The organism is Herbiconiux sp. 320_LB, from assembly GCF_059691755.1.
The window spans coordinates 522,019-546,293 of the sequence record NZ_JCAWAD010000003.1 but is presented as its reverse complement, the minus strand read 5'-3'; the positions used below and the strand labels follow the sequence as shown (position 1 = coordinate 546,293).

Here is a 24,275-nt window from a genome sequence, read left to right as displayed (position 1 = left end):
GGTGACTCGTGGGGGTGCCCGTACTACCGTGGGTGGGACAAGGCGCGAACGGTCCCGGCTTGTCGGTACCGCCGCCATCACAACGGCTAGGAGGTCTCCATGGAAATCAATGTCACTGGAAGAAACCTAGGGATCACGGATCGCTTTCGCGAGTACGCGAGCGAGAAGGCGGAGAAGGTCGCCCATCTGTCCGAGAAGGCACTCGCCCTCGAGGTCAAGGTCTACCGGCACAATTCCGCCAACGGCACGCAGAGCGGAGACGACCGGGTCGAACTGACCCTCATCGGGCCCGGCCCGATCGTACGGGCCGAGAGCGCTGCGTCGGACAAGTACGCCGCTTTCGATCTCGCCCTCGCCAAACTCCTGCAGCGCGTGCGCCGTGCGAAGGACCGCAAGAAGGTGCACCGGGGTCAGCACCGCCCGGTCTCGCTGCACGAGGCCGCCACCGGCGGCTTCAGCCTGGTCGACGTCGAGCCCGCGAGCCCTGACCTGGTCGAGCCGCGCCTCCGCAGCGCAACCAAGGCAGCCGGTTCGACCGGCACGACGGATGCCTCCGGCGAGGTCGACGCGAACGACGCCGACGAGGAGTACTGCCCCGTGGTCATCCGCAAGAAGGTCTTCGGCGCGGTGCCGATGACGGTCGACGACGCGCTGTACCACATGGAGCTCGTCGGCCACGACTTCTACCTCTTCATCGACTCGGAGTCGAACCGGCCGAGCGTGGTCTACCGCCGGAAGGGCTGGGACTACGGCGTCATCGGCCTCGACGAGAACGCGGCGGCCTTCGCCGAGCTGGAATCCGAGACCGTCGGTCAGGCGGCCGGGTAGCACCGGCGGGGGACAGCGGGGGCTCGGAGCTCTCCCACTGCGGTCGCAGTGCATCCGCCGCCGACGCCCAGGTGTGAGCAACTAGTATGGCTTACGCTTGCGCGGAGCGCGCAGCACCGAATGCAGTGGGAGAGACTCCGTGGCCTCAGTCCTTGAAAAGGTCCTTCGCGTCGGCGAGGGCCGAACCCTTCGCAAACTCCAGAACTACGCGAAGGCCATCAATGCGCTGGAAGAAGACTTCCAGGCGCTGTCCGACGAGGAGCTCAAAGACGAGACTCCGCGACTGAGGGAGCGCTTCGAGGCCGGCGAGAGCCTGGACCACCTGCTCCCCGAGGCCTTCGCCGCGGTGCGCGAGGCCGCGAGCCGCACCCTGGGCCTCCGGCACTTCGACGTGCAGCTGATGGGTGGAGCGGCGCTCCACCTCGGCAACATCGCCGAGATGAAGACCGGTGAGGGCAAGACCCTGGTCGCTACCACCGCCGCCTACCTCAACGCGATCACCGGCAAGGGCGTCCATGTCATCACGGTGAACGACTACCTCGCCGGGTACCAGAGCGAGCTGATGGGCCGCGTGTTCCGCGCCCTGGGCATGACCACGGGCGTCATCCTCGCCGGGCAGACGCCGGCCGAGCGCCGGGTGCAGTACGAGGCCGACATCACCTACGGCACGAACAACGAGTTCGGCTTCGACTACCTCCGCGACAACATGGCCTGGCAGGCGTCGGACATGGTGCAGCGCGGCCACCACTTCGCCATCGTCGACGAGGTCGACTCCATCCTGATCGACGAGGCGCGCACGCCGCTGATCATCTCCGGGCCCGCCTCGGGCGAGGCCAACCGCTGGTTCAACGAGTTCGCGCAGATCGCGACCAAGCTCGTGGCCGACGAGGACTACGAGGTCGACGAGAAGAAGCGCACCGTCGGCGTGCTCGAGCCCGGCATCGAGAAGGTCGAGGACTACCTCGGCATCGACAACCTCTACGAGTCGGCGAACACCCCGCTCATCTCGTTCCTGAACAACGCCATCAAGGCGAAGGCCCTGTTCAAGAAAGACAAGGACTACGTCGTGCTGAACGGCGAGGTGCTGATCGTCGACGAGCACACCGGGCGCATCCTGGCCGGCCGTCGCTACAACGAGGGCATCCACCAGGCGATCGAGGCCAAGGAGGGCGTAGCGGTCAAGGCCGAGAACCAGACCCTCGCGACCGTCACCCTGCAGAACTACTTCCGCCTCTACGACAAGCTCTCGGGCATGACCGGTACCGCCGAGACCGAGGCGGCCGAGTTCATGAGCACCTACAAGCTCGGCGTCGTCGCCATCCCGACGAACCGTCCGATGCAGCGCATCGATCAGTCCGACCTGGTCTACAAGAACGAGCAGTCCAAGTTCGACCAGGTGGTCGAGGACATCGTCGAGCGCCACGAGAAGGGCCAGCCCGTTCTGGTGGGCACCACGAGCGTCGAGAAGAGCGAGTACCTCTCGCGCCTCCTCGCCAAGCGCGGTGTGCGTCACGAGGTGCTGAACGCCAAGAACCACGCCCGTGAGGCCGCGATCGTCGCCCAGGCCGGCCGGTACGGCTCGGTCACGGTCGCGACGAACATGGCCGGTCGTGGAACGGACATCATGCTCGGCGGCAACGCGGAGTTCCTCGCCGTCGCCGAGATGAACGCCCGCGGCCTCAGCCCGGTCGAGACCCCGGACGAGTACGAGGCGGCCTGGGACGAGGTGTTCGCCTCGGTGAAGGCCGACGTCGACAAGGAGGCGGAGCGGGTCATCGAGGCCGGCGGACTCTACGTCCTCGGCACCGAGCGCCACGAGTCGCGCCGCATCGACAACCAGCTCCGCGGCCGGAGCGGTCGTCAGGGCGACCCGGGCGAGAGCCGGTTCTACCTCTCGCTCACCGACGACCTGATGCGCCTGTTCAACGCCGGCGCGGCCGAGAGCCTGATGGGCCGTTCGGGTGTGCCGGACGACCTGGCCATCGAGTCGAAGGTCGTCTCGCGGGCCATCCGCAGCGCCCAGTCGCAGGTCGAGAGCCGTAACGCCGAGATCCGCAAGAACGTGCTGAAGTACGACGACGTCCTCAACCGCCAGCGCGAGGCCATCTACAGCGACCGCCGCCACATCCTGGAGGGCGACAACCTGCAGGACCGCGCGCAGCGCTTCCTGGAGGACGTGGTCGAGGAGATCATCTCCGAGCACGCCGCCGCCGGCAACGGCGACGACTGGGACTTCGACGCCCTCTGGACCGAGTTGAAGACGCTCTACCCGATCTCGATCTCGGTCGACGAGGTCATCGCCGAGGCCGGCAGCAAGGGCCGCGTCAACCGCGAGTTCGTCACCCGCGAGGTGCTGTCCGACGCCAAGCTCGCCTACCAGCGACGCGAGGAGACCCTGGGCGAGGCCGCCATGCGCGAGCTCGAGCGCCGCGTGGTGCTCTCGGTGATCGACCGCCGCTGGCGCGACCACCTCTACGAGATGGACTACCTGAAGGACGGCATCGGCCTGCGCGCGATGGCGCAGCGCGACCCGCTGGTCGAGTACCAGCGCGAGGGTTTCGCCCTGTTCCAGTCGATGATGGGTCAGATCCGCGAGGAGACCGTCGGCTTCCTGTTCAACCTCGAGGTCGAGGTCAACGCCTCGCCGACCGAGGTGGGCGCTCCGAAGGTCGAGGCCAAGGGTCTCGGGCAGACGGCCGCTCCGGCCGAGAAGCTGAGCTTCTCCGCTCCGAGCGACTCGGGCGGAGTCGAGGTGCGCAACCAGCGCGGCCAGATCGAGCAGGCCGAGACGGCCCGCGCCCAGCAGGCCGAGGAGAAGTCGGTGCCCGTCGCCAGCGCGTTCTCGCGGGGCGGCGCCAGCGCCGGCAGCGCGTCGGGTTCGGGTGCGTCGTCGCAGGGCGGCCAGTCGTCGCAGGCGCGCTCCGGTGCGGCCTCGGGTGGCCAGAAGAGTGCGGGCGGCCAGAAGAGCTCCGGTGGCCAGGCCGGTGGTGGCCAGACCAGTGGTGGCCAGAACTCGGGTGGCCAGAAGTCCGGCGGCCAGAGCTCCGGTGGCCAGAACTCCGGTTCGAGCAACCGTGCCCAGCGACGCTCGCAGGGCAAGAAGAAGCGCTGACCCAGCAGGTCGCGACGATCGCCCCGATCCGGTTCAGAACCGGGTCGGGGCGATCTGCGTCACAGCACGTGGATCGCGCTGGCGCGCCAGCGCGCGCCTAAGAGCTCGAGTCGGATCGCCACGGCGCGTGACCGGGCACGGCCGTGCACGATGACGACGGCCTCGACCACACCCTCCCGCGGTTCGCAGAGCACCGTGCTGCCCATCGTGAAGGTGGGGCGCGACGGCGAGTCGCCCCGCACGTGCCGCGCACGGCGGGAGAGCACCACCCGCTTCGTGAGGTGCGCGTAGACGTCGGACGACAGCCACCGGGCGATCTGGTCGAGCTCGCGGGTGCCGGCCAGGATCTCGACCACGCAGCGCGCCAGGCTCTCCGCCAGCGGCCGCGGATCCGGCTTCTCCCGCGCCTCGGGCCGCGTCGGCTCAGGCCGCATCGGTTCCGGCCGCACCGGATCCGGCCGCATCGGTTCCGGCCGCATCGGTTCCGGCCGGACGGGCGCCGGCAGGGCGCCCTGGGTGGGTCGGACGGCGAACGTGGTCGAGGTCGCGGTCAACGGGGCTCCTTCGGTGCTGGGTGAGCCCGCGCCGCGGCGCCGCTCTCGTGCATTAAGTAAGCATTGCTCAGCAATGTGTCGAGGGCTGTTACTCAACCAGTGTCGGAAATCCTTGTCCAGGAGCGTTTGTGCCCTGTGGAATTCGCCCGAGGCGCCGAGCGCACTAGGTGGAAATTGCTCATAACACCCCGCGACCGGATGCTGGTCAACTGTTCTCACACAACAACACGAGTTTCCGACCGGGGTGCCCGTTCCCCCGACCTACCGCAACCCCGGTCGGAAGGTAACGGCCCCCGTGATCGGTTCGTAGGGAAACGCGATCACGGGGGCCAGTCATGTCCCCGACCATGACCTCGTCGTGTTCCGCCCCGGTCGCCCGATCCATGTCCCCTCACACCAGAACCGCAGATCGACTCCCCGTAGGCTAGAACCCGTGTCAACTCTCAGTGATCTCGTCACCGCACACGGCAGCTCGAACGAGGCCGACGTCGAGTGGCTGCACCTGCTGGTCAGCGACTGCCAGCTCCTCGCCGACCTCGCCTTCGCCGACATCGTGCTCTGGGTGCCCACCCTCGATGACACCTTCGTCGCCGTGGCGCACTCGCGGCCGTCGAGCTCGGCGACGCTGTTCTACCGCGACTTCGTGGGCCAGACCATCAAGCCCGAGTGGCGCAAGCAGGTCACCGACGCCTTCGAGAGCGCCAAGATCGTCGACACCGCCGCCCCCGACTGGTACGAGGAGACCCCGACCCGCGTGCGCGCGGTCCCGGTGCTCCGGCGCCTGTCGATCTCCGAGCAGACCACGACCGAGCGCCCGATCGCGGTGATCACCCGGCACACCAACCTGAGCGAGGCGCGCACTCCGAGCCGCCAGGAGCTGACGTTCAACGAGTGCGCCAACGACCTCTTCGCGATGATCGCGGCCGGCGACTTCCCCGACCTGGGGGCGCCGACGGGTCCGCGCCGGGGCGCACCCCGTGCATCCGACGGTCTGATCAGGCTCGACGTCGACGGCGTCGTCACCTTCGCGAGCCCGAACGGCCTCTCGGCCTTCAACCGCATGGGCTTCCTGGGCGAGCTCGAGGGCCAGTCGCTGGCCGAGGTCACCACCGGGCTCCTCGCGGGCCGGCTGGTCGTCGACGAGTCGCTCCCGCTCGTGGTCACCGGCCGTGCTCCGTGGCGCACCGACATCGAGGCCAAGGGCGTGACCGTGTCGCTCCGCGCGATCCCGCTGCGCACGCGCGGCCACCGCTTCGGCGCCATCGTGCTCAGTCGCGACGTGACCGAGCTGCGGCACCAGGAGCGCGAGCTGATCACGAAGGATGCGACGATCCGCGAGATCCACCATCGCGTCAAGAACAACCTGCAGACCGTCGCCTCGCTGCTGCGCATCCAGGCCCGCCGCACCCATTCCGACGAGGCGCGGGATGCGTTGACCCAGGCGATGCGCCGAGTGGCCGCGATCGCGGTGGTGCACGATACCCTGTCCGAGGGCTTGAACCAGCGCGTCGACTTCGACACCGTGTTCGATCGGGTGCTCCTACTGGTCGCCGAGGTCGCCTCGGCGCACAACACGACCGTGCACCCGAAATCGACCGGCAGCTTCGGCGTGCTCCCGAGCGAGTACGCGACGCCGCTCGCCCTGGCGCTCACCGAGCTCGTCACCAACGCGGTGGAGCACGGCCTGGCCGGTCAGGAGGGCGAGGTCGAGATCGCGGCGACGCGGTCGGAGGAGACCCTGACGGTCGAGGTGCGCGACAGCGGCACCGGGTTGCCCGAGGGCAAGGTCGGTTCGGGGCTGGGCACGCAGATCGTGCGCACCCTGATCCAGGGCGAGCTCGGCGGCACGATCGACTGGCACACCATGGTGGGCAGCGGAACGGTCGTGACGATCGAGATCCCGTTCCGCTGGCTCAAGAAGCCCTGAGCCGGCCCGTCACGGGCGGGGCCGCGGGCGCCGAGCCATCACGCGTGCGCTCCGGAAACACCACGAAGCCCCGACCGTCGGCCGAGGCCGGCGAATCGGGGCTTCCGTGGTGTGACGGGGTGCGGTGCGTCGAGGTCCGGTGCGTAGAACTTCGAGCGCTCCGGTCAGAGCTCCCGGGTCAGGAGGCGCGGCGCGCGCGGGCGGCGCGGCGCTTCAGGGCCCGACGCTCGTCTTCGCTGAGACCGCCCCAGACTCCCGAGTCCTGCCCGGTCTCGAGGGCGTACTGGAGGCAGACCTCCGTGACGGAGCATCGAGCGCAGACCGCCTTCGCTTTGTCGATCTGGTCGACAGCGGGTCCGGTGTTTCCTACGGGGAAGAAAAGTTCCGGGTCAGCGGTCAGGCAGGCGGCTTTGTCGCGCCAATCCATAGCGGGAGCTCCTTATGTAGCCAGGGTGCTTCGGTCGAATGACCTAAGGGATTCGGGTGAGATGGTCAATGGCACGGTGGACGCTGCAATCAGAGGAGATTGCACCCGCTCACGTCACTGTGAGCAACATTGACCTCAGATATGTTTGCATACTGGTAAATGCAAATCAAGGGTTTTCTACGGAGTACGGGCGTGATGGACGAGGCGAACGCAGGGCGAACATCCGGTGAATCCGACGCGAACGGCGGGCCCCGGCGGGGTCGTCGACCCGTGCTCCTCATCCTCCTCGCCCTGATCGTGGGCCTCGAGGCGGTCGTGATGATCGGCGTGACGATCTGGCTCCTGCTGGAGGTCGTGACCGGTCAGCAGACCTCGATCGAGACGGCCCTCGGCATCCTCGTGCTCTCCGCGGTCGCGGCGCTGTTCCTGTCGTTCGTCGCCATCCACACCCTGCGCGCCCGGCCCTGGACCAGGGCGGCGACCCTGGTCTGGCAGCTGCTGCAGATCGTCATCGCCTTCGCGTGCTTCCAGGGCCTGGTCGAGGATGCACGGGTCGGCTGGTACCTGCTGGTGCCCGCCGTGCTCGCCCTCGTCCTGCTCTTCTCGCCACCCGTCGTGGCCGCCACCCGCCGCGACTAGCGACGAGCGGCGACCGGCGACGAGCGGCCCGCGACGATCGGCGACGACCGACTACGCGTCGATCTTCAGCTTCTTGCGCAGCGAGGCGACGTGGCCGGTGGCCTTGACGTTGTAGAGCGCCAGGCTCACCACGCCCTCCTCGTCGATCACGAAGGTCGAGCGCAGCACGCCCGTGACGGTCTTGCCGTAGAGCGACTTCTCGCCCCAGGCGCCGTAGAGGTGGTGCACCGCCGCATCCGGGTCCGACAGCAGGGTGAAGTTGAGGCCCTGGTCGTCGATGAAGCCCTTGAGCTTGGCGGGCTGGTCGCGCGAGACGCCGAGCACGGTGTACCCGGCGCTCTTGAGGGAGTTCAAGTTGTCGCGGAAGTCGCAGGCCTCCTTGGTGCACCCGGGCGTGCCCGCCTCCGGGTAGAAGTAGAGGATGACCCGCCGGCCGCGGTAGTCCTCGAGCGAACGGGACACGCCGTCCTCGTCGAGGAGGGTGAACCCGGGCGCCGGCTGGCCGGCTTCGATGCGAACGCTGGTGTCGGTCATGACTCCAGTATTTCGCATCCGGAGCGGCATCCGCTCCGGTAGCCGCACCGGCATCAGCGCCGTCGGCCGGGAACGGAAAACGGCCCGGACACGAGTCCGGGCCGTTCTCATGGTGCACCCCCTGGGACTTGAACCCAGAACCCACTGATTAAGAGTCAGTTGCTCTGCCGATTGAGCTAGAGGTGCGTGGCTCTTGGCGAGCCAGTCGTCAACATTAGCATGCCTTTTCAGGGTGTGCGAACCGGGTCGATCACGTCCTCCGGATCGCCGTCCTTCGTGAGCCGAACGGTCGCCACGACCGTGATCACAGCACCCAGGGCGGTGAACAGGAAGGCGACCAGCGCACCCCATTCGACCAGGCTCGCGACCGGGCCGTGCTCGTCGAGCTCGCCGGTCTCGCTCAGCTGCACGGCCGCGAATATCCCGCCGACGAGCAGGTCGAGCGCGAACAGGGCCGCCCCGATCAGGTAGGCGAGACGGAGCAGCAGCACGAGGCGGGCCGTTCTAGCATTCACGGCTCCACGATACGGGTACGCACGCCTCGGGGGAGGCACTACGTATCGCTTCGTCGGCCACTACGTAACCCGGCCCGAACGCCCGACTGCGGGGCGAAAACGTGAGTAGAACCTACTCAGGGCACGGCATCCGGTGGCAGCGGATGCGGTGCCGAACCGCAGTCGCCGACGACCCACCCGCCTGTCGGCGCCGAGAGAAAGCACCCGTGCAATGACATCCCGCAGACAACCACCCGTCCTCCCCGGCGGCCAGAGGCTCCACGGCCGCGACCGGCAGTTCAAGCAGGTGCTCGCCTGTCTGTCCCGGCGCGACCCGGCACCCCTCGTCGTCGTCACCGGCCGCCCCGGCGTCGGTCGATCGGCCTTCGTGGAGGCCCTGGCCGCCGCTCTGGAGCCCGAACGCCGCCTCCTCGTCGTCCGGGGCCGTGCCGACCTCACCGGCGTGCCCCTGGGGGCGCTCGCGCCCGTGCTCGCCGTCCTGCCCGTACCGGAATCCGACGGCTCGCCGATCGTCGAGTTCCACCGCTCGGTCAACGACCCGGGTCTGGTGCTGATCGTCGACGATGCGCACCTGCTCGACTCGGCGAGTCTCTGTGTGCTCGAGCAGGTCGTCGACGCGAGGGTGGCCACCGTCGTGCTCTCCCGCAGCACCGGTTCCGAGACCGCGCCGCTCGGCGCCTCCGGGCGGGTGCCGAGCGTGGTCGTCGAGCTCGCCCCGCTGCCGGCACCGGATGCGCACACGCTGATCAAAGACCGGCTCGGTCCGAGCGTCGGTCCGGTCGCCGCGGAGGAGATGGTCCGGCTCTCAGCCGGCAGCACCCGCACCCTGTCCGAGCTCGTCGACGCGGCCGTCGGCGCGACCGACCTCTGCGACGACTCGGCCGGCTGGCGCGAGCGCTGGCCCTACCTGTCGAACGGGGTGATCGCCTCGCTCCCGGCCGACCCGCTCGACGCCGACCCGCTCGTCGTCGACCTGCTGGCCGTCCTCGCGGTGGCGGGAGACCTCCCGGTCGAGCAGGCGGGCACCTCGGGCGTCTCCGAGCGCGGCACGCAGCGCGCCGAGACCCTCGGGTTCGTGACCACCCGCGCGCACGACGGGCGCATCTGGGTGTCGCTCGCGCATCCGCTCTACGCCGCCGTCGTGCTCTCGACCGTCTCGGGGCTCTGGCGGGCGAGCTTCTGCGCCGCCGGCGCCGACATGCTCGACGGCTACCCGGAGCACCGGGTGCGGCGCGCGCTGCTCCAGCTGGCGGCCGGGCAGCCCGTGCCGCCCGCGCTCCTGGTCGAGCTCGCCCGCCGCGAGCTGAGCGAGCAGCGCTACACCACGGCGATCCGCCTGGGCGAGCACGCCGTGGCCGGGGGAGGGAAGGACGCGGTCCTCCGCTCGGCGGGCGAGTACGTGCAGGCGCAGGCGCTCTCGCAGATCGGGCGCATCCGCGAGGCCTCCGAGCACTTCGACGCGGCCTGGCGGGCCGCCGAGACGCTGCCCGACGACGACCTGGATGCGGCGTTCCTCGTCGCGCTCACCCAGGCCGAGGGCAACCACCTCGCGTTCCGCATGCTGCGGCCCGACCTCGCCGTGAGCCGCGTCGAACCGGTGCTCGAGCGGCTCCGGGAGGCGCAGCACCGGGCCCGGGTCGAGTCCGACCTCGCCCGGTGGCGGCTGATGGCGGGTCAGGGCCTCACGACCGACCTGGAGGCCTTCTCCGAGCTCGGCCCGGTGCAGACCCCGGGCGACTTGAACCTGCTCATCATGACCGCGACGCTGCACACGATGGGCGGCAATCTCGTGCTGGCCGGCGAGGCCGTCGAACGCGGGCTCGCCGAGTGCGACCGGTTCCGCGACGTGCTGCCGAACGCCCGCGACCTGCTGCAGCTCTCCGAGGTGCTGGTGCTCTCGTTCACGGGCCGGTTCACCCAGGCACGGGCCGCCGCTCGCGCGAACCTCGCCGAGGCCGAGGAGACCAACCCGAGCGCCCGGGGCGTCTGGCGGTTCGCGCTGGCGATGATCGAACTCCACACGGGATCGCCCTCCCGTGCCTGGACACTGATCTCCGAGGGCCGGCGCGACCTGGTCTGGCGCGACATCGCCGGGCTCCTCCCCACGGCCGACGCGCTCTCCGCCGCGATCGCCGCCCGCACGGGCCGGTTCGCGATCGCGCGCAGCTGGCTCGACCAGCTGACCCCGGCCGAGGTACGCGACCCCAAGGTCGAGCTGTACGCCTCGCTCGCCCGCGCCTGGGTCTCGGCCGCCACCGGCCGGCCCGGGTACGCCATCCGCAGCCTCGGTCCGGCACTGCACGCGGCAGTGGAGGGCGGCCAGCGCTACCTGGCCGCGCTGGTCGCCTACGAGGCGATCCGGATCGAGCCCGTGGTCGGAGCGACCGTCGTTCTGCCCCACCTGATCGCGGCGAAGAACGCCTTCCCGATCTGCGAGTCGCACGCCCGCACGATCATCGCCCGCGGCGACGTGCTGCCGGTCGCGAAACAGCTGGCCGAGGCCGGCCTGCTCGGGCCCGCCATCGACGCGGCGCGCTGGGCCGCCGAGACGGCGGGGACCGATCTCGCCCGCGCCTCCCTCGCGCACCGGCTCGCGGATTCGTGGACGGTGCGCACCGGGGTCGCGATGTCCCACCGGCGGCGGCAGTCGCATCCGCGGGTCACCCCGCTGACCGATCGCGAGTGGCAGCTCGCCTCCGGCGCCGCCTCGCACCGCACGAGCGCGGAGCTCGCCGCCGAGTTCGGCATCTCGGTGCGGACGGTCGACAACCACCTGGCGCGGATCTACAAGAAGCTCGGGATCGCCGGGCGGCGCGAGCTGAGCGCCGAGCTCAGCGAGCTGCGTCTCGACGGGCCGTTCGAGGGCTGGCCCTCGGAGCGGACCAGGTAGTCAGGAATAGGTAGAAATTACTCATCACGCTCGAGGTGCCGGAGGGCGGAGACTTGCGGTGGCGCACAGCCGGGTCATCCGGTTCGCGCCCTCGCGGGCACGGCGAGAGATCTCCGTGCACAGGGTCTGGTTCACTCGTCAGTCCAGACGACCCGAGGGCGTTCGGTGATCCACGACCAGAGGCGGCCTTCGGGTGGTCGCCTCTGGTCGTTCCGGCCTCGGTCGACGGGCGAGTCGGGTGCGGGGATCGGACGCGGCTGTGAGGGCACCGGCCGGGCGTGTGCGGTGCAGTTCGAGCGCACTACTGTGAAGGACATGACGCAACGGGTCGACACTCTTCTCATCTTCGGTGCGAGCGGAGACCTCACCGCCCGCCTCCTGCTCCCCGGGCTGGCCCAGCTCCTCACCAACCAGCCGGAGCGGCGCCTGACGCTGATCGGCGCGGGCGGCACGGAGTGGACCGATCAGGAATGGCGCGACGTCGTGACCACCTCGTTCGCCGAGGTGAAGGCCGAGGGCGCGGCGATCGACGACCTCCTCGCGAGCACCCGCTACGTGAAGTCCGACGTCACCGACCCCGCCGAGCTCACGAAGCTGCTCGGCATGGCCGAGGGCACCCCCGCGATCTACTTCGCGCTGCCGCCCGCCGTCGCCGCGAAGGTCGTCGTGGCCCTCCAGTCGGTCGACTTCCCTTCCGGCTTGACGCTCGCCCTCGAGAAGCCCTTCGGGATGGATGTCGCCAGTGCCGAAGCGCTGAACGCCGAGCTGGCGAAGCTCGTCCCCGAGAACCAGGTGCACCGCGTCGACCACTTCCTCGGCCGGTCGACCGTCTTCAACTTCCTCGGCCTCCGCTTCGCGAACAGCATCTTCGAGCCGCTCTGGAACGGCGAGCACATCTCCCGCGTCGACATCGTCTACGACGAGATGCTGGGGCTGGAGGGCCGGGCCGGCTACTACGACAAGGCCGGCGCGCTCGTCGACATGATCCAGAGCCACCTGCTGCAGGTCATGGCCGTGCTCGCGATGGAGCCGCCCGCGACGCTCGGCTCCGACGACCTGCGCGACGGCAAGGAGCTGGTGCTGCGGGCGACCCACCTCTGGGGCGACGACCCGACCACCTCGAGTCGTCGGGCGCGCTACACGGCCGGCGCCATCGACGGCCGTTCGATGCCCAGCTACAGCGACGAGGAGGGCGTCGACCCGGCGCGCGAGACCGAGACCCTCGCCGAGGTGACGCTGGAGATCGCCAACTGGCGCTGGAAGGGCGTGCCCTTCACCCTGCGGTCGGGCAAGGCGCTCGGTTCTCGTCGCCGTGAGAGCGTGGTGACCTTCACACCCGCCCGTCAGGTGCCCGTGGGGCTGACCGGTGCGAACACCCCGTCGGTGCTGCGCATCTACCTCGCGCCGGATGCGATGTCGCTCGAGATCGACATCAACGGCCCCGGCGACCCCTACGAGCTCGAGCGGGTGAGTCTGGACGCGACGTTCGGCGACGGCCAGCTGCTGGCCTACCGCGAGGTGCTGGCCGGCATCCTGGACGGCGATCCGACGCTCAGCGTGCGCGGCGACTCGGCCGTGGAGGGCTGGCGCATCCTCGCCCCGGTGATCGAGGCCTGGAAGGCCGGCGACGTGCCGCTGGACGAGTATCCCGCGGGCAGCGCGGGACCGGAGCACTGGGCTCCGATCGGCTGACTCAGTTCGCGACGGTCCAGTCGGCCTCGGCGGACTTCTTCGCGGCCGCCTCGGCCACCTCGCGGTGGTGGGCGACCAGCGAGCGGAGCGCGTCGTCCTCGAGCGGCTCCGAAGCGACCGCGGGGAGAGCGGCCGACGTGCCGGCGGCGGACGTGGCGGCCGCGACCGCTGAGGCGGCGATGGGCACGGCGGCCACAGCGGCGGCCGGGACCCGCGGCGCGAGCGGCGACGCGAAGCGCTCGACCGGCGCCAGCGTCGCGCGGGCGGCCGGAGCGAGCGAGGCGCGCTGCGGCAGCGGCGTGAGCGAGGATCGGCCGGTCTTCGCGGCCGGGGCGGCGATCGTCGCCGCGGCGCCGAGGTTCTCGCGCACCGTGATGCCGTGCTCGGCGAGGTTCGCGACGATGTCGCGGGCGACCGAACGGGCCAGAGCGGTGTGGAAGATGTCGTCCGTGTCCGAGACCTTCCGGCGCGTGATCGCGAACGAGCCCAGCGGCCCGAAGTTCTCCATCAGGGTCTGGTTGACGAGCTCGTAGAGACGTTCAGGGCTCACCGTGCTCTCCCGTTGAGCCTTCGCGCGTCGTCTCCAGCCGATCATCGCAACGTCCTTCCGGTCACCCTCGTGAGAACAGTGTGCGGGCTGGGATTCCCGGGGCCCAATCGACACGCCGCAGCGACATCCCCAATGGGCTGATTAGGCTGGAAATTCGTCAGCCGCGGCTCCGACCGTCCCCGCGACCACCCGGAAAGGCACCCGATGCTCATCGAACACAGCTGGATCGCCTTCGCGATCGCCGCCGCCTCGGCGCTCGTGATCGCCGTCGCCCTGACCGCGATCATCGCGCTCACGCTCCGCCTCGCCGCACGTCGCCAGGGCTGGGCCAAGTCGCTCATCCGGCGGGCGCGCATCCCGTTCCGATTGTTCCTGCTGGTGGTGCTGCTCTGGATCGCGACCGACCTCACCATCCCGATCGGCGACGGGCAGCCGGTGATCGACCAGCTGTTCCTGATCGCGACGATCGCCCTGGGTGCGTGGCTGGTCTGCGCCCTCGCCCTGGTGCTCGAGGACGGCGCGCTGAACCGCTACACGATCGACCGCCCCGACAACCGGATCGCGCGCCGGGTGCGCACCCAGGTGCTGATCCTCAGGCGGCTGGCGATGGCCGTGGTGATCGTGCTCGCGCTCGGCGCCATCCTGCTCACATTCCCCGGCGCCCAGGCGGTGGGCACCAGCGTGCTGGCCTCGGCCGGAGTGGTGTCGATCGTCGCGGGGCTCGCGGCGCAATCGACCCTCGCGAACGTCTTCGCCGGGATGCAGATCGCCTTCAGCGACGCCGTGCGGGTCGACGACGTGGTGATCGTCGAAGGGGAGTGGGGGCGGATCGAGGAGATCACGCTCACCTACGTCGTCGTGCACATCTGGGACGACCGGCGGATGGTGCTGCCGAGCACCTACTTCACCTCGAAGCCGTTCCAGAACTGGACCAGGCGCAACTCCGAGCTCCTCGGCTCGGTCGAGTTCGACCTCGACTGGCGGGTCACCCCCGCCGAGATGCGCACCGAGCTCGACCGCATCCTGGCCCGCACCGAGCTGTGGGACCAGCGGGTCGCCGTGCTCCAGGTGACGGATGCGACCGGCGGCTACGTGCGCATCCGCATCCTGGTCACCGCGATCGACGCCCCGACGCTGTTCGACCTGCGCTGCTACGTGCGCGAGGAGATGATCGCGTGGCTCTACCGCCAGAGCCCGCAGTCGATCCCGCGCACCCGCGTGAACGTGATCGAGCCCGAGGAGGACGTCTCGCACCGGGCGACGGCGGGCGACCCGGATGCGGGCGGCCTGTTCCACGGCGGACGCGGCGCGGAGGGTCGGGCCAGCCTGTTCACCGGGCCCATCCAGACCGCGGGGCTCACGGCCGAGGAGCGCGACGGGCGGCGCTGACCCGGGTCAGTCGCCGAGCTCCCGCGCATCCTCGTCCTGCTGCAGGACACTGCCGATCGCCAGGGCCACCGTGATGCCCCAGCTCACCCACATCAGGATCAGACGCCAGTCGCGCGGCCCCCTCCTGGTGGTCTGGATCACGCCGAAGGCGCCGATGACCGAGCTGATGATGCTGGTGTTGAGGATGTACTTGCGCACGTCTTTCCCGTCTCTTCACGTCGTTGGGTCCAAGCTACCCCGGGCGATGCGGAGGTGCCGCTGGTAGTTTGGGGGCAATGCCCTCCAACGACAGTTCTCCCGCACCCTTGGCCGGCGAGTTCGACTTCGTGGTCGTCTCGAACCGGCTCCCCGTCGACCGCATCACCGACGAGCACGGGGAGCCCTCCTTCCGCACCTCGCCCGGCGGTCTGGTCACCGCCCTCGAGCCGGTCATGCGCGAGGCCGACGGGGCCTGGATCGGCTGGACCGGGTCGGCCGACGACCACACCGAGCCCTTCGAGCACGACGGCATCCACCTGCTGCCGGTCACTCTCGACGACGGCGACATCGAGCTCTACTACGAGGGCTTCTCGAACGACACCCTCTGGCCGCTCTACCACGACGTGATCGCGCCCCCGGCGTACCACCGGGAGTGGTGGGAGCGGTACGTCATCGTCAACCAGCGCTTCGCGGACCGCGCGGCCGAGGTCACCGCCGAGGGCGGCACCGTCTGGGTGCAGGACTACCAGCTGCAGCTCGTGCCGAAGATGCTCCGCGAGAAGCGGCCGGACCTCACGATCGGCTTCTTCAACCACATTCCGTTCCCGGCATACGGCATCTACTCGCAGCTGCCGTGGCGCACCCAGATCATCCAGGGGCTGCTCGGGGCCGACGTTATCGGCTTCCAGCGCACCGCCGACGCGGGCAACTTCTCGCGCGCCGTGCGCCGCCTGCTCGGCTACCAGGCCAAGGGCACCGTGATCGACGTGCCGGTCGAGGACGAGGCGGGCGTGGCCAGCGCCAAGCACCGCATCTCCAGCGTCGGCCGGGCCGGCGGCGACACGCTCGTGCGAACCGTCGTGGCCAAGGCCTTCCCGATCTCGATCGACGCGGCCCGCTATGAAGAGCTGGCGCGCCGCCCCGACATCCAGGCCAGGGCGACGGAGATCCGAGAGGGTCTGGGCAACCCGAAGGTCGTCATGCTCGGAGTCGACCGGCTCGACTACACCAAGGGCATCGGTCACCGCCTCAAGGCCTTCGGCGAACTGCTCGCCGACCAGGCGATCGAGGTGGAGGACGTGACGCTGGTGCAGGTTGCGAGCCCCAGCCGCGAGCGGGTGCAGACCTACCAGACCCTGCGCGACGAGATCGAGCTGACCGTGGGCCGGATCAACGGCGACTACTCCACGATCAGCCACACGGCGATCAGCTACCTCCACCACGGCTACCCCCGCGAGGAGATGGTGGCGCTGTATCTCGCGGCCGACATCATGCTCGTCACCGCCCTCCGCGACGGGATGAACCTGGTCGCGAAGGAGTACGTCGCCTCGCGCTTCGACAACGACGGCGTGCTGGTGCTGAGCGAGTTCGCCGGCGCCTCGGACGAGCTGCGCACGGCCCTCCGGGTCAACCCCCACGACATCGAGGGCCTCAAGGAGGCCATGCTGCAGGCCACGACCATGACCAAGGCCGAGCGCTCGCGGCGGATGCGCGCGATGCGCAAGCGCGTGCAGGAGAACGACGTGGCGCGCTGGTCGTCCTCCTTCCTGACCGCCCTCGCCACACCCTCGCACGACCTGGCGCTGCCCAAGGCGAACCTCCGGCAGCAGACCCGGTCCGAGGCGCGGAGCGACGAGCGCACCGAGGAGCGCGAGATCGAGGAGACCCGATGACCGCCCTCCCGCCCGACCTCGACGCGGCTATTCGACGTCTGGCCGAGACGCCCGAGCTGCTGGTCGCCCTCGACTTCGACGGCACCCTGGCGCCCGAGGTCGACCGGCCAGACGACGCCCGGGCCCTGCCCGAGGCCCGGGATGCGGTGCTCCGTCTCCTGGACCTGCCCGCCACCCACGTCGCCTTCATCTCCGGCCGGGCGATGGACAGCCTCCGCCACGTGAGCCAGTTGCCCGAGACGGCGCTGCTCGTCGGGTCGCACGGGGTCGAGGTGCGGGTCGACGGCCGCACCGACACCCGGCTGGACGACGCCGAGCAGGCGCGCCGGGACGAACTGGGCCGCACCCTCGAGGAGATCACCGACGGCATCGAGGGCGCCTGGATCGAGGAGAAGCCCGCCGGCTTCGCTCTGCACACCCGGCTGGCCGACGACGCGGGCACCGCCTCCGCGACCGAGCGGGCCCTGACCGAGACCGATCCCGAGGGCAACGGCCTCACCGTCCGTCGCGGCAAGAACGTGATCGAGTTCTCGGTGCGCGACACCACCAAGGGCGAGGCCGTTTCCCGGTTGCGGGACGAGACCGGGGCGACCGCGGTGCTGTTCGCCGGCGACGACGTCACCGACGAGGACGGCTTCGCCGCCCTCGGCCCCGGCGACCTCGGCCTGAAGAGCGGATCCGGCACGACGAAGGCCTCCCACCGCGTCGGCGGACCGCACGAGGTCGCCGCCGTCCTCGCCGCGCTCGCCGAGGTGCGCGGGGCTCTAAACTCGTAACATGCCCGAAATTGACATCAAGCCGCGCAGCCGCACGGTCACCGACGGAATCGAAGCCCTCACCTCGCGCGGCATGCTCCGTGGCGTCGGAATGGGCGACGGCGACTGGGAGAAGCCCCAGATCGGCATCGCGAGCTCGTGGAACGAGATCACCCCCTGCAACCTCTCGCTCGAGCGCCTCGCCCGCGCCTCGAAGGAGGGCGTGCACGCCGGTGGCGGCTACCCGCTGCAGTTCGGCACCATCTCCGTCTCGGACGGCATCTCGATGGGCCACGAGGGCATGCACTTCTCCCTGGTCTCGCGCGAGGTCATCGCCGACTCGGTCGAGACCGTCATGATGGCCGAGCGCCTCGACGGCTCGGTGCTGCTGGCCGGCTGCGACAAGTCGCTGCCCGGGATGCTGATGGCCGCGGCCCGACTCGACCTCGCCTCGGTCTTCCTCTACGCCGGCTCCATCGCCCCGGGCTGGGTCAAGCTCTCCGACGGCACGGAGAAGGACATCACGATCATCGACTCCTTCGAGGCGGTCGGTGCCGTGCGCGCCGGGCGCATGTCGATGGAGGACGCGCACCGCATCGAGTGCGCCTTCGCCCCCGGCGAGGGCTCCTGCGGCGGCATGTACACGGCCAACACCATGGCCAGCGCCGCCGAGGCGATGGGCATGAGCCTGCCGGGCTCGGCCTCGCCCGCCGCGGCCGACCGCCGCCGCGACTACTTCGCGCACCGCTCCGGCGAGGCCGTGGTCGAGATGCTGCGCCTGGGTCTCACGGCCCGCGACATCATCACCAAGAAGTCGCTCGAGAACGCGATCGCCGTCGGCATGGCCTTCGGCGGTTCGACCAACCTCGTGCTGCACCTTCTGGCCATCGCGAACGAGGCCGAGGTCGAGCTGACCCTGGCCGACTTCAACAAGGTGGGCGACAAGGTGCCGCACATCGGCGACCTGAAGCCCTTCGGCCGCTTCGTCATGAACGACGTCGACCGCCACGGCGGCGTGCCCGCCGTGATGAAGGCGCTGCTCGACGAAGGTCTGCTGCACGGCGACGCGATGACCGTCACCGGCAAGACCGTCGAGGAGAACCTCGCCGAGATGGACATCGCGCCGCTGGACGGCGAGGTGCTGCGCCCGCTGTCCAACCCCATCCACAAGTCGGGCGGGCTCACGATCCTGCAGGGCTCGATGGCGCCGGAGGGGGCGGTCGTCAAGTCGGCCGGCTTCGACGCCGACGTGTTCGAGGGCCCGGCCAAGGTCTTCGAGCGCGAGCGCGAGGCGATGGATGCGCTGACCGAGGGTCGCATCGAGGCCGGCGACGTCGTCGTCATCCGCTACGAGGGCCCCAAGGGCGGCCCCGGCATGCGCGAGATGCTCGCCATCACCGCCGCCATCAAGGGCGCAGGCCTCGGCAAAGATGTACTACTCTTGACGGACGGACGATTCTCAGGCGGCACAACCGGCCTGTGCATCGGCCACATAGCACCCGAAGCGGTGGACGCTGGTCCCATCGCCTTCGTGCGCGATGGTGATCTAATACGGGTCGATATCGCAGCTCGCTCGCTCGACCTACTGGTGGAGCCCGAAGAGCTTGCAGCTCGCCGAGACGGCTGGGCTCCGCTTCCTCCGCGCTATACCCGTGGCGTTCTCGCGAAGTACTCCAAGCTCGTGCACTCCGCTGCGGAGGGCGCGATCACCGGGTAGCTCCGCGCATCCATCAACCGTGCTTTTCTGACTGAGGAATCACCATGACCACGGACGCTTTCCCCGTGCCGACCAAGAAGACTCCGACCTCATCGACCACCGCGGCCGCCCCGGCGGCTGACGGGCCCCTCATGCTCACCGGGTCCGGCGCGGTGCTCCGCACCCTGAAGCTCCTCGGCGTCAAAGACGTCTTCGGGCTGCCGGGCGGGGCGATCATCCCGTTCTACGACGAGCTGATGGTGCAGGACGACATCCGCCACATCCTCGTGCGCCACGAGCAGGGCGCCGGCCACGCGGCCGAGGGCTACGCGACCGCGGCCGGGACAGTGGGTGTCGCGATCGCGACCAGCGGCCCCGGTGCCACGAACCTGGTCACCGCGATCGCGGACGCCTACATGGACTCGGTGCCGCTCCTGGCGATCACCGGCCAGGTGTTCTCGCACCTGATGGGCACGGACGCCTTCCAGGAGGCCGACATCGTCGGCATCACGATGCCGATCACCAAGCACTCCTTCCTCGTCAAGCGCGCGGAGGACGTTCCGGCCACGCTCGCCGCGGCCTACCAGATCGCGTCCACGGGCCGCCCCGGCCCCGTGCTCGTCGACATCACGAAGGATGCGCAGCAGAACCTCGCCGAGTTCGTCTGGCCGCCGAAGATCGACCTGCCCGGCTACCGGCCCATCACCAAGGCGCACGGCAAGCAGATCCAGGCCGCCGCGCAGCTGCTCGTCGAGGCCAAGAAGCCGGTGCTCTACGTCGGTGGCGGCGTGATCCGTGCCGAGGCGACCGCCGAGCTGCTCGCCCTGGCCGAGGCCACGGGCGTGCCCGTCGTCACGACGCTGATGGCCCGCGGCGCGTTCCCGGACTCCCACCAGCAGAACCTCGGCATGCCCGGGATGCACGGCACGGTCCCCGCCGTGCTCGCCCTGCAGGAGAGCGACCTGCTCATCTCGCTGGGCGCCCGGTTCGACGACCGGGTCACCGGCAAGGCCAGCGACTTCGCGCCGCACGCCAAGGTCGTGCACGTCGACGTCGACCCGGCCGAGATCTCCAAGATCCGGATCGCGGACGTGCCGATCGTGGGCGACGCGAAAGACGTGATCGCCGACCTGATCACCGCGTTCGCCGACGTCTCCGGCGGCACGCCGCTCGACCTCGGCGACTGGTGGACCTACCTCGACGGGCTCCGCGAGGAGTTCCCGCTCGGCTACACCGAGCCGAGCGACGGCCTCCTCGCCCCGCAGTACGTGATCAAGCGGATCGGCGAGCTGACCGGGCCCGAGGGCGTCTATGCCGCCGGCGTGGGGCAGCACCAGATGTGGGCGGCCCAGTTCATCAAGTACGAGCGGCCCAACTCCTGGCTCAACTCCGGCGGCGCCGGCACGATGGGCTACGCGGTGCCCGCGGCCATGGGCGCGAAGGTCGCCCAGCCCGACCGTGTGGTGTGGGCGATCGACGGCGACGGCTGCTTCCAGATGACCAACCAGGAACTGGCCACCTGCACGATCAACGACATCCCGATCAAGGTCGCGATCATCAACAACTCCTCGCTCGGCATGGTGCGCCAGTGGCAGACGCTGTTCTACGACGGCCGCCACTCGTTCACCGACCTGAACACCGGGCACGAGACGCGGATGGTGCCCGACTTCGTGAAGATGGCCGACGCGTACGGCGCGCTGGGCATCCGGGTCACCAAGCCCGAAGAGGTCGACGCGGCCATCAAGCTCGCGCTCGAGACCAACGACCGCCCGGTCGTCATCGACTTCATCGTGTCGGCCGACGCGATGGTGTGGCCGATGGTCGCGCAGGGCACGTCGAACAGCGAGATCCAGTACGCCAAGAAGCTCGCACCCGAGTGGGAAGAGGAGTAGACCATGAGCACCCACGTTCTGAGCCTGCTCGTCGAGGACAAGCCGGGTCTGCTGACCCGCGTCGCCGGCCTGTTCGCCCGCCGCGGCTTCAACATCGAGTCGCTCGCGGTCGGCAAGTCCGAGATCGACGGCCTCTCCCGCATCACCGTCGTCGTCGACGTCGAGGATCTGCCGCTGGAGCAGGTGACCAAGCAGCTCAACAAGCTGATCAACGTCATCAAGATCGTCGAGCTCGACCCGGCGCAGGCCGTGCAGCGCGAACACCTGCTGATCAAGGTCAGGGTCGACAACACCACCCGCTCGCAGGTGCTCGAGGCCGTCACGCTCTTCCGTGCCCGCGTCGTCGACGTCTCGAGCGACGCGCTCGTCATCGAGGTCACCGGCGACTCCGGCAAGACCCAGGCGTTCCTCCGGGTGCTCGAGCCCTACGGCATCAAGGAGCTCGCCCAGTCGGGCCTGCTCGCGATCGGCCGCGGCGGCAAGAGCATCACCGAGCGCGTCTTCAAGAACTGACCAGTACGACTTCCCACGTTTCACACGTTCCAACCAAGGAGAGAAAACAAGTGACCGAGATCTTCTACGACCAGGACGCCGACCTGGCCCTCATCCAGTCCAAGAAGGTGGCCGTCATCGGCTACGGCTCGCAGGGCCACGCCCACGCGCTGAACCTCCGCGACTCCGGCGTCGAGGTCGTCGTCGCGCTCAAGGAGGGCTCGAAGTCGATCGCCAAGGCCGAGGAGGCGGGCTTCTCCGTGCTCTCCGTCGCCGAGGCCACCGCGTGGGCCGACGTCGTCGTCATCCTCGCGCCGGACCAGCACCAGCGGGGCATCTACGCCCAGGACATCCAGCCCAACCTCTCCGCGGGCAAGGCGCTGCTGTTCGGCCACGGCTTCAACATCCGCTTCGGCTACATCGAGGCGCCCGAGGGCGTCGACGTGATCATGGTCGCCCCCAAGGGCCCGGGTCACACCGTGCGCCGCGAGTACGAGGCCGGCCGTGGCGTGCCCGTGATCGTCGCTGTCGAGAAGGACGCGACCGGTTCGGCGTGGGACCTCGCCTGGAGCTACGCCAAGGGCATCGGCGGCCTCCGCGCCGGCGGCATCAAGACCACCTTCACCGAGGAGACCGAGACCGACCTGTTCGGTGAGCAGGCCGTTCTCTGCGGCGGTGTCTCGCAGCTGGTGCAGTACGGTTTCGAGACCCTGACCGAGGCCGGCTACCAGCCGCAGATCGCCTACTTCGAGGTGCTGCACGAGCTCAAGCTGATCGTCGACCTGATGTGGGAGGGCGGCATCGCCAAGCAGCGCTGGTCGGTCTCCGACACGGCCGAGTACGGCGACTACGTCTCGGGCCCGCGCGTGATCGACCCGCACGTGAAGGAGAACATGCAGGCCGTGCTCGCCGACATCCAGTCCGGCGCGTTCGCGAAGCGCTTCATCGACGACCAGGACGCCGGAGCCCCCGAGTTCCTCGCCCTGCGCGAGAAGGGTGCCGCGCACCCGATCGAGGCCACGGGCAAGGAGCTGCGGGCGCTGTTCGCCTGGAAGCAGCAGGACGCGGACTACACCGACGGCAGCGCTGCGCGCTGACCTCGGTCGCTGACCTCAGGCGCTGACCTCGGCGTGCGCGGTCACGAAGGGCCCCGGAACTTCAGTTCCGGGGCCCTTCGTCGTCGGGGCCGGGTCAGGCCGTACGGATGAAGTTGGTGAGGATGCCGGCGTTCGTGAGCGCTGTGCCGATCGCGGTGTCGAGCTCGAGGAAGGTGGCGCTCGACCGGCTGACCCCGATGGCGCCGCCCATCATCCCGGTGCCGGACTCGCGGAAGAAGCGGGCCACGAGCGAGCCGTCCTCGGCCGAGAAGAACTGCATCCGGTAGACCAGGCGCTGCCGGGAGCCGGCCAGCCCGCCGAAGAGCACGGTCATCGCCTGGCTGCCGCGGGCGACCTCCCAGTTGCCGGCGGCATCGGGGGTCACCTCGAAGCCCTGACCATTGAGAGCGGTGGTGATGACCGCTTTGGCGGCCGCGGGATCTCCGGAGAGGAAGTAGTCGACACTGGGCATGCGCCGAGCCTACTGCCGACCGCGCGGCGGGCTGTGCCGGCAGTAGGGTGAAAACATGAGTGACCGCCGCGACGACGACGATGCCCTGGGTTGGGCCGGCGACGACGACCCCACCCTGAGCCCCGAAGGGCTGCCGGGTCGGGAGGCGGAGGTCGCCCCCGCCCGCCCCACGGTGCTCGACGAGGCCGAGGATGCGGAGGACCGGGCGGTCGAGCGCGAGCTCGCCGACGCCGAGGCCGCCGGTGCCCAGCTCAGCTCCGCGGCACTGATCGCCCTCGGCGTGCTGGGAGGCATCTACCTGCTCTACACGATCGGCTGGATCGTCAGCTTCAGCCGCTACCAGACCCCGATCACGGTGGACTTCTCGGTGGTCACCTACCGCATCGCGCAGAGCCTCGCCGTCGCGGCCTCACCGCTCTGGTTCGTCAGCACGCTGCTGCTGACCCAGCGGCGGAACGCGCGGTACCGCTTCCTCTGGCTCGTCATCGGCGTGCTCGTGCTGGTGCCCTGGCCCTTCCTGATGGGATTCTGACGTGACCGACGTTTCGAGCGCGGGACGCGCATCCACCGGTCGGGACGGCACGCCCGCCAAGCGCGGCTTCTCGACCTTCGGCCGCTCGGGCTGGGCCGTCGCGGTGATCTTCGCGTTCCTGTACGCGTACCACCTGTGGGGCGGCATCGCGAACCTGGTCGGAGTCGTCTCGACCTTCCAGAGCTTTGGGGTCGAGATGGGCGGGAGCGTCTGGGCGCTCGTCATCGCCTACGCGGCCGTGCCGATCGTCGTCTACGCCGCCGCGCTGCTGGTCGGCCGCACCCTCCGCACCGGGGAGCGCGCCGTGGTGTTCGCGGTGGGGTTCGCCGTGGTCTCGGTCATCTCGCTCGGCATCCTCGCGATCGCCTGAGCGGCCGCGCTGGCGGTCGCGCTGGGCGCGGCGGCGCGGAC

22 protein-coding genes and 1 tRNA gene are annotated in these 24,275 nt (G+C 69.7%); 15 read left to right on the top strand and 8 right to left on the bottom strand.

Annotated features, from left to right (window positions below; all coding sequences use genetic code 11):
• Positions 1 to 99 precede the first annotated feature (99 nt).
• Both hpf and secA read left to right on the top strand, forming a co-directional pair.
• Positions 100 to 828 carry a ribosome hibernation-promoting factor, HPF/YfiA family gene (hpf, locus tag AC59HU_RS10495; RefSeq protein ID WP_497223326.1) on the top strand — a complete coding sequence of 243 codons (729 nt, stop codon included), beginning with the start codon at positions 100 to 102 and terminating at the stop codon, positions 826 to 828.
• Positions 829 to 967: 139 nt separating this feature from the next.
• Entirely contained in the window at positions 968 to 3,940 is a 2,973-nt protein-coding gene (gene secA / locus AC59HU_RS10490) for a preprotein translocase subunit SecA (RefSeq protein WP_497223325.1), read from the top strand.
• A gap of 59 nt (positions 3,941 to 3,999) precedes the next feature.
• Here secA and AC59HU_RS10485 read toward each other — a convergent pair whose 3' ends face one another.
• A complete protein-coding gene (locus AC59HU_RS10485) occupies positions 4,000 to 4,494 on the bottom strand; it encodes an Rv3235 family protein (protein ID WP_497223324.1) in 495 nt (164 codons plus the stop codon).
• Positions 4,495 to 4,927: 433 nt separating this feature from the next.
• On the opposite strand from AC59HU_RS10485, the gene AC59HU_RS10480 reads away from it, so the two are divergent.
• A complete protein-coding gene (locus AC59HU_RS10480; RefSeq protein WP_497223323.1) occupies positions 4,928 to 6,421 on the top strand; it encodes a sensor histidine kinase in 1,494 nt (497 codons plus the stop codon).
• Between the two features lie 178 nt (positions 6,422 to 6,599).
• Here AC59HU_RS10480 and AC59HU_RS10475 read toward each other — a convergent pair whose 3' ends face one another.
• Positions 6,600 to 6,848 (bottom strand): WhiB family transcriptional regulator, encoded by a 249-nt coding sequence (locus AC59HU_RS10475; RefSeq protein ID WP_077055322.1) that lies wholly within the window; start codon positions 6,846 to 6,848, stop codon positions 6,600 to 6,602.
• Between the two features lie 270 nt (positions 6,849 to 7,118).
• On the opposite strand from AC59HU_RS10475, the gene AC59HU_RS10470 reads away from it, so the two are divergent.
• Positions 7,119 to 7,487, top strand: a complete 369-nt coding sequence (locus tag AC59HU_RS10470; protein WP_497223322.1) for a hypothetical protein — start codon at positions 7,119 to 7,121, stop codon at positions 7,485 to 7,487.
• Between the two features lie 51 nt (positions 7,488 to 7,538).
• Here AC59HU_RS10470 and bcp read toward each other — a convergent pair whose 3' ends face one another.
• From bcp to AC59HU_RS10455, 3 genes are all read right to left on the bottom strand, one after another.
• Positions 7,539 to 8,021: a thioredoxin-dependent thiol peroxidase gene (gene bcp, locus AC59HU_RS10465; protein ID WP_497223321.1), complete on the bottom strand. Its 483-nt coding sequence runs from the start codon at positions 8,019 to 8,021 to the stop codon at positions 7,539 to 7,541.
• 110 nt (positions 8,022 to 8,131) lie between these two features.
• Positions 8,132 to 8,207, bottom strand: a tRNA-Lys gene (locus AC59HU_RS10460).
• Between the two features lie 41 nt (positions 8,208 to 8,248).
• The gene (locus AC59HU_RS10455; RefSeq protein ID WP_497223320.1) at positions 8,249 to 8,536 is read right to left on the bottom strand and encodes a hypothetical protein; all 288 of its coding nucleotides are present in this window, start codon (positions 8,534 to 8,536) and stop codon (positions 8,249 to 8,251) included.
• A 211-nt stretch (positions 8,537 to 8,747) separates the two neighbouring features.
• Here AC59HU_RS10455 and AC59HU_RS10450 point away from each other — a divergent pair, with 211 nt between their 5' ends.
• The gene (locus AC59HU_RS10450; protein ID WP_497223319.1) at positions 8,748 to 11,426 is read left to right on the top strand and encodes a helix-turn-helix transcriptional regulator; all 2,679 of its coding nucleotides are present in this window, start codon (positions 8,748 to 8,750) and stop codon (positions 11,424 to 11,426) included.
• Between the two features lie 315 nt (positions 11,427 to 11,741).
• Positions 11,742 to 13,118 carry a glucose-6-phosphate dehydrogenase gene (locus tag AC59HU_RS10445; protein ID WP_497223318.1) on the top strand — a complete coding sequence of 459 codons (1,377 nt, stop codon included), beginning with the start codon at positions 11,742 to 11,744 and terminating at the stop codon, positions 13,116 to 13,118.
• Between the two features lies 1 nt (position 13,119).
• Here AC59HU_RS10445 and AC59HU_RS10440 read toward each other — a convergent pair whose 3' ends face one another.
• Positions 13,120 to 13,668, bottom strand: coding sequence for a hypothetical protein (locus AC59HU_RS10440; RefSeq protein WP_497223317.1), 549 nt, complete (start codon positions 13,666 to 13,668; stop codon positions 13,120 to 13,122).
• 204 nt (positions 13,669 to 13,872) lie between these two features.
• Here AC59HU_RS10440 and AC59HU_RS10435 point away from each other — a divergent pair, with 204 nt between their 5' ends.
• On the top strand, positions 13,873 to 15,057 hold the full coding sequence (locus AC59HU_RS10435; RefSeq protein WP_497223316.1) for a mechanosensitive ion channel family protein: 1,185 nt from the start codon (positions 13,873 to 13,875) through the stop codon (positions 15,055 to 15,057).
• Between the two features lie 6 nt (positions 15,058 to 15,063).
• Here the strand turns inward: AC59HU_RS10435 and AC59HU_RS10430 are convergent, their stop codons facing one another.
• The gene (locus AC59HU_RS10430) at positions 15,064 to 15,255 is read right to left on the bottom strand and encodes a hypothetical protein (RefSeq protein WP_497223315.1); all 192 of its coding nucleotides are present in this window, start codon (positions 15,253 to 15,255) and stop codon (positions 15,064 to 15,066) included.
• A 77-nt stretch (positions 15,256 to 15,332) separates the two neighbouring features.
• On the opposite strand from AC59HU_RS10430, the gene AC59HU_RS10425 reads away from it, so the two are divergent.
• The 6 genes from AC59HU_RS10425 (at position 15,333) to ilvC (ending at position 22,860) form a co-directional block, all read left to right on the top strand.
• On the top strand, positions 15,333 to 16,928 hold the full coding sequence (locus AC59HU_RS10425) for an alpha,alpha-trehalose-phosphate synthase (UDP-forming) (RefSeq protein ID WP_497223314.1): 1,596 nt from the start codon (positions 15,333 to 15,335) through the stop codon (positions 16,926 to 16,928).
• Positions 16,925 to 17,704, top strand: a complete 780-nt coding sequence (otsB, locus tag AC59HU_RS10420; RefSeq protein ID WP_497223313.1) for a trehalose-phosphatase — start codon at positions 16,925 to 16,927, stop codon at positions 17,702 to 17,704. The genes AC59HU_RS10425 and otsB overlap by 4 nt, the downstream gene beginning before the upstream one ends.
• Before the next feature lies 1 nt (position 17,705).
• On the top strand, positions 17,706 to 19,400 hold the full coding sequence (ilvD, locus tag AC59HU_RS10415; RefSeq protein WP_497223312.1) for a dihydroxy-acid dehydratase: 1,695 nt from the start codon (positions 17,706 to 17,708) through the stop codon (positions 19,398 to 19,400).
• Between the two features lie 131 nt (positions 19,401 to 19,531).
• Complete coding sequence (locus tag AC59HU_RS10410) at positions 19,532 to 21,271, top strand: acetolactate synthase large subunit (protein ID WP_497223503.1); 1,740 nt, start codon at positions 19,532 to 19,534, stop codon at positions 21,269 to 21,271.
• A 3-nt stretch (positions 21,272 to 21,274) separates the two neighbouring features.
• A complete protein-coding gene (ilvN, locus tag AC59HU_RS10405) occupies positions 21,275 to 21,784 on the top strand; it encodes an acetolactate synthase small subunit (protein ID WP_497223311.1) in 510 nt (169 codons plus the stop codon).
• Positions 21,781 to 22,860, top strand: coding sequence for a ketol-acid reductoisomerase (gene ilvC / locus AC59HU_RS10400; RefSeq protein WP_497223502.1), 1,080 nt, complete (start codon positions 21,781 to 21,783; stop codon positions 22,858 to 22,860). The genes ilvN and ilvC overlap by 4 nt, the downstream gene beginning before the upstream one ends.
• A 94-nt stretch (positions 22,861 to 22,954) precedes the next feature.
• Here ilvC and AC59HU_RS10395 read toward each other — a convergent pair whose 3' ends face one another.
• Positions 22,955 to 23,332, bottom strand: a complete 378-nt coding sequence (locus AC59HU_RS10395) for a hypothetical protein (RefSeq protein ID WP_497223310.1) — start codon at positions 23,330 to 23,332, stop codon at positions 22,955 to 22,957.
• Positions 23,333 to 23,387: 55 nt separating this feature from the next.
• Here AC59HU_RS10395 and AC59HU_RS10390 point away from each other — a divergent pair, with 55 nt between their 5' ends.
• Positions 23,388 to 23,864 (top strand): DNA polymerase III subunit gamma/tau, encoded by a 477-nt coding sequence (locus AC59HU_RS10390; RefSeq protein ID WP_497223309.1) that lies wholly within the window; start codon positions 23,388 to 23,390, stop codon positions 23,862 to 23,864.
• 1 nt (position 23,865) lies between these two features.
• Positions 23,866 to 24,234 (top strand): hypothetical protein, encoded by a 369-nt coding sequence (locus tag AC59HU_RS10385; protein ID WP_497223308.1) that lies wholly within the window; start codon positions 23,866 to 23,868, stop codon positions 24,232 to 24,234.
• Positions 24,235 to 24,275: the final 41 nt, after the last annotated feature.